Genomic DNA, 5,763 nt, shown 5'->3' on the forward strand with positions numbered 1-5,763 from the left:
TCTACGAAGTCAGCAAAACATTTTCAGACCAAAAAGGCTGTCAAGTCTTATTTGCGGCAGGGTGCTGAATAGTTACCAAAACTTTTAGCATTCAGGCAGGGGATATTTTGGAAGAACAGAGAGATCTGCCAAGGGTCAGGCGGGATTTTTTTCGGGTTTGAACGGTTGGCACTTTTCGGATAGCTGTTGCGAGGGAGCAATTTCCCATCAACACCCACAAGCAGCACAGCACCCACAAGCAGCACAGCACCCACAAGCGGCTCAACACGCCACAGACGGCATCGAGCGACCGTTCCAGGTCAATCTTGCAGGGAAGCCCGAAACATCAGGAAGGAACGATCAAATCGATCCTTGAGGGCTTGAATCGGCCCTCGCGCCTGATCGATCTTTCCTTGGGCTGCGGCATCCTGGATTTCAGCGGCCAGATCCCCCAAGGCGACCAAGCCGATATTTCTGGCCATGCCTTTCAGGCGATGACTGGATTCACTGATCTGCAGGGCTTCGCCACTGGCCATTCCCACTTCCACCTGCGTCACCAGGTCTGCGCCACTATCGGCGATGACACTGGCCAGAGAAGCGAGCTGGGAAGAGCCCATTTTATCCCGAAGCAGATGGATCCGTTCGGAATCGACGAGAGATGATGGTGTGTCTTCGGACACGGTAACCTCCATTGAACACTCATAATTGATGCCAATACCAGGTACTGGCGAGAAAAATAAAGCCGTTCACTTCAGATGAAAAAAAAATTTCACCTCGTGATAATCACCCGTCAACTTTATTCCTTTTGGAATGTTTATTCAAGCTTTGAATCCATCAGATGGCGTTTTTCGAACCCACTCAGCCCCATCTCACTGGTATAAGCTCTTCTTGTTCCACATAAACAGGGCTGCCAGGATACTTGAACCATGACCATTCCTGTGTTAATGGATAGTTAACCCCTATTTGTGCATGATCCAGGCATCACCTCCTCCAAGCGACCCAAAAAGAGCCCTCCATGAGCGATAGCCCCCTTTTGCAACCGATCATTCTCAACGGCCTCACCCTCCCCAACCGGCTGGTGCGTTCTGCCACCTGGGAAGGGATGTGTGATGAGGAGGGACGCCCTACCGAAAAATTGATCGATACCTATCGCTCTCTCGCCTTGGGTCAGGTGGGGCTCATCATGAGCGGTTATGCCTTTGTCACTCTCGATGGCAAGCAGCTCCCGGGAAAAATGGGCATTCACAGGGATGATTTTGCCCCGGAAATGACGGCCCTCACCCAGGCAGTCCACGCTGCTGGGGGACGGATATGCATGCAACTGGTGCATGCCGGAGGACAGGGCAGCCAAGCTGCGGGAGGCCGCCGGCCCCTGGCCCCGTCTGCGGTGGAAACCGCCCAATATTCAGAAATACCCGAAGCCATGAGCCAGGAGGAGATCAATCGCATCGTCGCGGCTTTTGGCGCAGGTGCAGCCCGGGCCAAAGCCTTTGGTTTCGATGGGGTGCAGCTTCACGGTGCCCATGGATATCTCATCAATCAATTTCTCTCCCCCCACACCAACCAACGCACCGATGGCTATGGCGGCTCCGCTGAAAATCGGCGGCGCTTTCTGATGGAGGTCTACCAAAGGGTACGTGAAGCGGTGGGGCGGGACTATCCGGTAATGATCAAGCTGGGTCTCAGCGACTTTTTGGCTGAAGGACTCAGTGAAGAGGAAGCTTTGGAAAATGCCAAGGCCCTGGATCAAGCCGGAATCGATGCCATCGAAGTGAGCGGCGGCACCCCCGCCTCAGGCAAACAGAGCCCAGCTCGGGGACGCGCCAAAACCATCGATCAGGAAGGGTATCACCTCACCCTGGCCCACCAGGTAAAGCAAGCGGTCTCCTGCCAGGTGATGGTGGTGGGCGGCTTTCGCAGCCTGGAACTGGTGGAGCGCGCCCTCACCGGGGGAAGTGCAGACTATGTCTCCCTGGCCCGCCCCTTCATTCGGGAGCCCGACCTGGCCAAACGTTGGAGCTCCGGCGACCGAAATCCAGCCACCTGCCAATCCTGTAACGGCTGTTTCAAACCAGGCCTCAAAGAGGGTGGCATCTATTGTGTGAAGGAAAAAATGCTGGAAGCCCGCAAAGAGGCTGCAGAAGCCTCTTATGAAACCCAACTGTGAGCCCCACCGAGAGGGGGCTGCCAGATGGATCAAACCTGAGCTTGACTCAAAGATTTGAAATGTTGAAGGGCTTTTAAAAAAACGTTCTCTCAATTGAGACTTCAAGCCACTTTTTTTCAATCACCAACGACACTGTTTGCAAACATTTTTGGAAAATCGCCTGTTTGGAATAACGGGGTATACATGGCCACAAACAGCTTTGACCTGACCCGTACTTTTTCCCGCCGCAGCCTGGTTGGCATCCTTATGGTGGCTGTTCTCATGACTTGGTTCCACCGTTGGCTTGCGGTGGATGCCATGACTCAAAACGAAGCCCAAAACAACGTCCAACTGACCCAGGTACTCTCCAACACCATCTGGCCTCGCTACGCCTCTTTTATTACCACCGCTTCCTCCCTGCCCTACGAAACACTCTCCCAGCAGGGGGAGATTGCCTCTCTTCGACGGGAGTTGGCTGAAAAAATCGTGGGTTTACACATCCTGAAAATCAAGATCTACAATACCGACGGTCTTACCGTTTTTTCCACCGATCCCAAACAGATAGGTCAAAGCAAGCTCGACAATCCCGGCTTTCGCGCTGCTCTTTCAGGTCAGGTGGCAAGCGAGATTACCTTTAAAAACCAGATCGACACCTTCGAAGGGGTACGGGCGGATCGGAACATTATCTTTTCCTACATTCCCATCTATCCCTATCCCAATAGCCAGGTAGCGGGCATTTTTGAGGTTTACGCTGATGTGACCCATCTTTTGGGAAAAATCCGCCAAACCAGCTATATCGTCGCCTTGGGGGTCACCTTTTTATTGGTGATACTCTATCTGTTTTTGTTGGCTGTGGTGCGTCAGGCTGACGGGATCATTCGCACCCATAAAATCGAAGAGAGACAGACCCAAAACCAGGTCATGCAACACCTTGCCCGCCATGACTCACTGACCGATCTACCCAATCGCACCCACATGCTGGAGCGATTGGACCAGGCTCTGGAGCGGGCCAGGCGAACCAACACAAGATTGGCGCTACTCTATTTCAACGTTACCCGCTTCAGGATCATCAACGACAGCCTCGGCCACGAAGCCGGAGACATGGTGCTGATGGAAGCCACCCTCCGACTCACCGATTGTATCCGTGGCGGGGATACCCTGGGACGGTTGGGAGGGGATGAGTTTTTGGTCATCGTTGAAAACATCTCCTCGGTAGATCAAGTCGCAACGCTGGCGCAGCGTCATCTGGCTGCCTTCCTGGAACCCATCGAGGTGAACGACAGACAACTGGTCCTCACCCCCAGCATCGGTATTGCCCTCTTTCCAGAAGATGCCGACCGGGCTGAAAAGCTGATTGAAGATGCTGGTGCCGCCGCACTCAAGGCCAAAGATCAAGGACGCAATCGGTTTGTCTTTTATACCGAATCCCTTAATGCCAGCTCCCTGGAACGCCTGGAGATGGAAACCGCCATCCACAACGCTTTGAGTAATGGTGAGTTTTTGCTTAATTATCAACCACGCATCAGCATATCAGCCCAAAAAGTCATCGGCTGTGAGGCACTCCTGCGCTGGCAACACCCCCAAAAAGGACAACTCTCCCCAGACCATTTCATCTCCCTTCTGGAAGAGACCGATCTGATCATCCCTGTGGGAGAGTGGATCATCCGTGAAGCCTGCCGCCAATGCCGGGAGTGGCAGCTGGAGGGGCTGGCTGGCTTGCGGGTTTCGGTCAATCTCTCTCTGCGCCAGTGTCAATCCGAAACCCTGTTGGAAACCGTCGGGCAAGCCCTGGCCGATACCGGCCTGGCGGCCTCCTGCCTGGAACTTGAAATCACCGAAAGCGTCATGGCCGACGAAATGCAACATACCCTGACCCTGCTGAAACAATTGAAGAAAAAAGGCATCCTCCTCTCCATTGACGATTTTGGCACCGGCTATTCCTCTTTGAGCCATTTGATGCATTTTCCGGTGGACCATCTCAAGGTGGATCGGGCCTTTGTTCAGGACATCACCCGCAACAGCAACCACGCAGCCCTCACCGATGCCATCATCGCCATGGCCAAAAGCTTGAAGATGGGGGTGGTGGCTGAAGGCATTGAAGAGGAAGATCAACTGCACCTTCTGGAAGAAAAGAAGTGTGATGAACTCCAGGGATATTTCTTTGCCAAGCCCCTCCCACCCGAACGTTTCCTCCTGGAGGCGAAGCAAATTTCCCAACAGTTACAAAATCTGTCTGCCGAAACACGCAACTCTACCGAATCCATTGTGATGACGTGAATTGTCCATCTCTTAAAAAAGCGACCAGCTCTTCTCTCTCCTCTGTCCTCAATGATTTATATGGCACGATTTGTTGGAATTGAAATCGGCTCAAATCGAGCCACATGACAATCGAGCCCTTTCAGGTGAAATAGATGAAACGCATTCCAGAGCCCCAGCTGATGCTGGACAAAGCCCAGGCCAAAGCCTATGCCGAGGCGGATTTCAGTCTGCCACACAACCATTTTGTCCAGCTTTTTCAGGATCATTTTCCCCAATGGCACAACAAACCCGCCTATGCCCTGGATTTGGGCTGTGGACCTGGAGATGTCACCCGCCGCTTTGCCCAAGCCCATCCCCAATGCCTGATCCATGGGATTGATGGCTCCCGGGAGATGATCGATCAGGGGCGTCGAATGCTGGCCAGACAAGAGGAGGGGGCCGGCCAGATAAGCCTGATCCACGGCCTGCTGCCCGGCGCCTCTCTTCCCAGAGCCCGCTATGAAATCATCCTCAGCAACTCCCTGCTCCACCATCTGGACAACCCCCAAACCCTCTGGCAGACCATTCATGAGCGGGGTTTGCCCGGAGCATCGATTGGCATCATGGATCTTTTGCGGCCAGGCACCATCACCACCGCCAAGGAGCTGGTGGAGAGCCATGCCGGGAATGCGCCCCAAATATTAAAGGATGATTTTTACAACTCGCTGTTGGCAGCTTACACAGCGGATGAAATCGAAGCCCAGCTGCAAGAGGCCGCCCTGGATTTTTTGGAGGTTCAGGTGGTGAGTGACCGACACATCACCATCATGGGCACCCTCCCTGAAAGCTGAACCAGGCCGACCACGCAACATGGCGGATTAAATCATGGCCACCTATCTGTTGATGATTCACTTTCCTGTCTCAGGCACCATCCGAGTCGGGGCATTGGGCGAACAGACCCTTGCCGCCGGGGAATATCTCTATGTGGGCTCTGCCAAACGCCACTGGCAGGCCCGGATCAAACGCCACCTGGGCACCACGACCCGCCGCCACTGGCACATCGACTATCTCCTGGCCATTCCCCAAGCCCAAGTCACCTCGGTGTGGGTCACCCTGGCCGATCAGGAGTGCCAAACCGCCCGGATGCTCCTGGAGCTGGATAAAATCGCTGTGGTCAAACCGGGCATGGGGGCATCGGATTGCCGATGTCAGGGACATTTTCTGCGAGCCGGGGGGAAAATCGAGTCGATTGAGGAGAAACTCGATGGGATGGGATTTTTCCAACATATATAGCAATTCTATCTCAAAATTAGACACTCTTCCCTGACTCGTCATCCCCGCGAAGGCGGGGATCCAGAGAGATAATCATAACCCTCAAGGAAAAACAAAATCTTCAGCAA

The 5,763-nt window shown here is 53.8% G+C and carries 5 protein-coding genes; 4 read left to right on the forward strand and 1 reads right to left on the reverse strand.

The genetic code is table 11. The features are described 5' to 3' along the window. Positions 1-299: 299 nt before the first annotated feature. Complete coding sequence (locus HQL52_19705) at positions 300-659, reverse strand: Hpt domain-containing protein (GenBank protein MBF0371668.1); 360 nt, start codon at positions 657-659, stop codon at positions 300-302. 335 nt (positions 660-994) lie between these two features. On the opposite strand from HQL52_19705, the gene HQL52_19710 reads away from it, so the two are divergent. From HQL52_19710 to HQL52_19725, 4 genes are all read left to right on the forward strand, one after another. Further along, positions 995-2,146, forward strand: coding sequence for an NADH:flavin oxidoreductase (locus HQL52_19710; protein ID MBF0371669.1), 1,152 nt, complete (start codon positions 995-997; stop codon positions 2,144-2,146). 183 nt (positions 2,147-2,329) lie between these two features. Beyond that, complete coding sequence (locus HQL52_19715; protein ID MBF0371670.1) at positions 2,330-4,402, forward strand: EAL domain-containing protein; 2,073 nt, start codon at positions 2,330-2,332, stop codon at positions 4,400-4,402. Positions 4,403-4,536: 134 nt separating this feature from the next. After that, complete coding sequence (locus HQL52_19720) at positions 4,537-5,214, forward strand: class I SAM-dependent methyltransferase (protein ID MBF0371671.1); 678 nt, start codon at positions 4,537-4,539, stop codon at positions 5,212-5,214. A gap of 34 nt (positions 5,215-5,248) precedes the next feature. Further along, complete coding sequence (locus HQL52_19725; GenBank protein MBF0371672.1) at positions 5,249-5,656, forward strand: GIY-YIG nuclease family protein; 408 nt, start codon at positions 5,249-5,251, stop codon at positions 5,654-5,656. Positions 5,657-5,763: the final 107 nt, after the last annotated feature.

Source organism: Magnetococcales bacterium, from assembly GCA_015232395.1.
In the GTDB taxonomy this organism is placed as follows: Bacteria; Pseudomonadota; Magnetococcia; order Magnetococcales; family JADFZT01; genus JADFZT01.

Bases quoted from the DNA above. Each gene is read 5' to 3' on its own strand.
- HQL52_19710 (MBF0371669.1), top strand. From the start codon at position 995: ATGAGCGATAGCCCCCTTTTGCAACCGATCATTCTCAACGGCCTCACC.
- HQL52_19715 (MBF0371670.1), top strand. From the start codon at position 2,330: ATGGCCACAAACAGCTTTGACCTGACCCGTACTTTTTCCCGCCGCAGC.
- HQL52_19720 (MBF0371671.1), top strand. From the start codon at position 4,537: ATGAAACGCATTCCAGAGCCCCAGCTGATGCTGGACAAAGCCCAGGCC.
- HQL52_19725 (MBF0371672.1), top strand. From the start codon at position 5,249: ATGGCCACCTATCTGTTGATGATTCACTTTCCTGTCTCAGGCACCATC.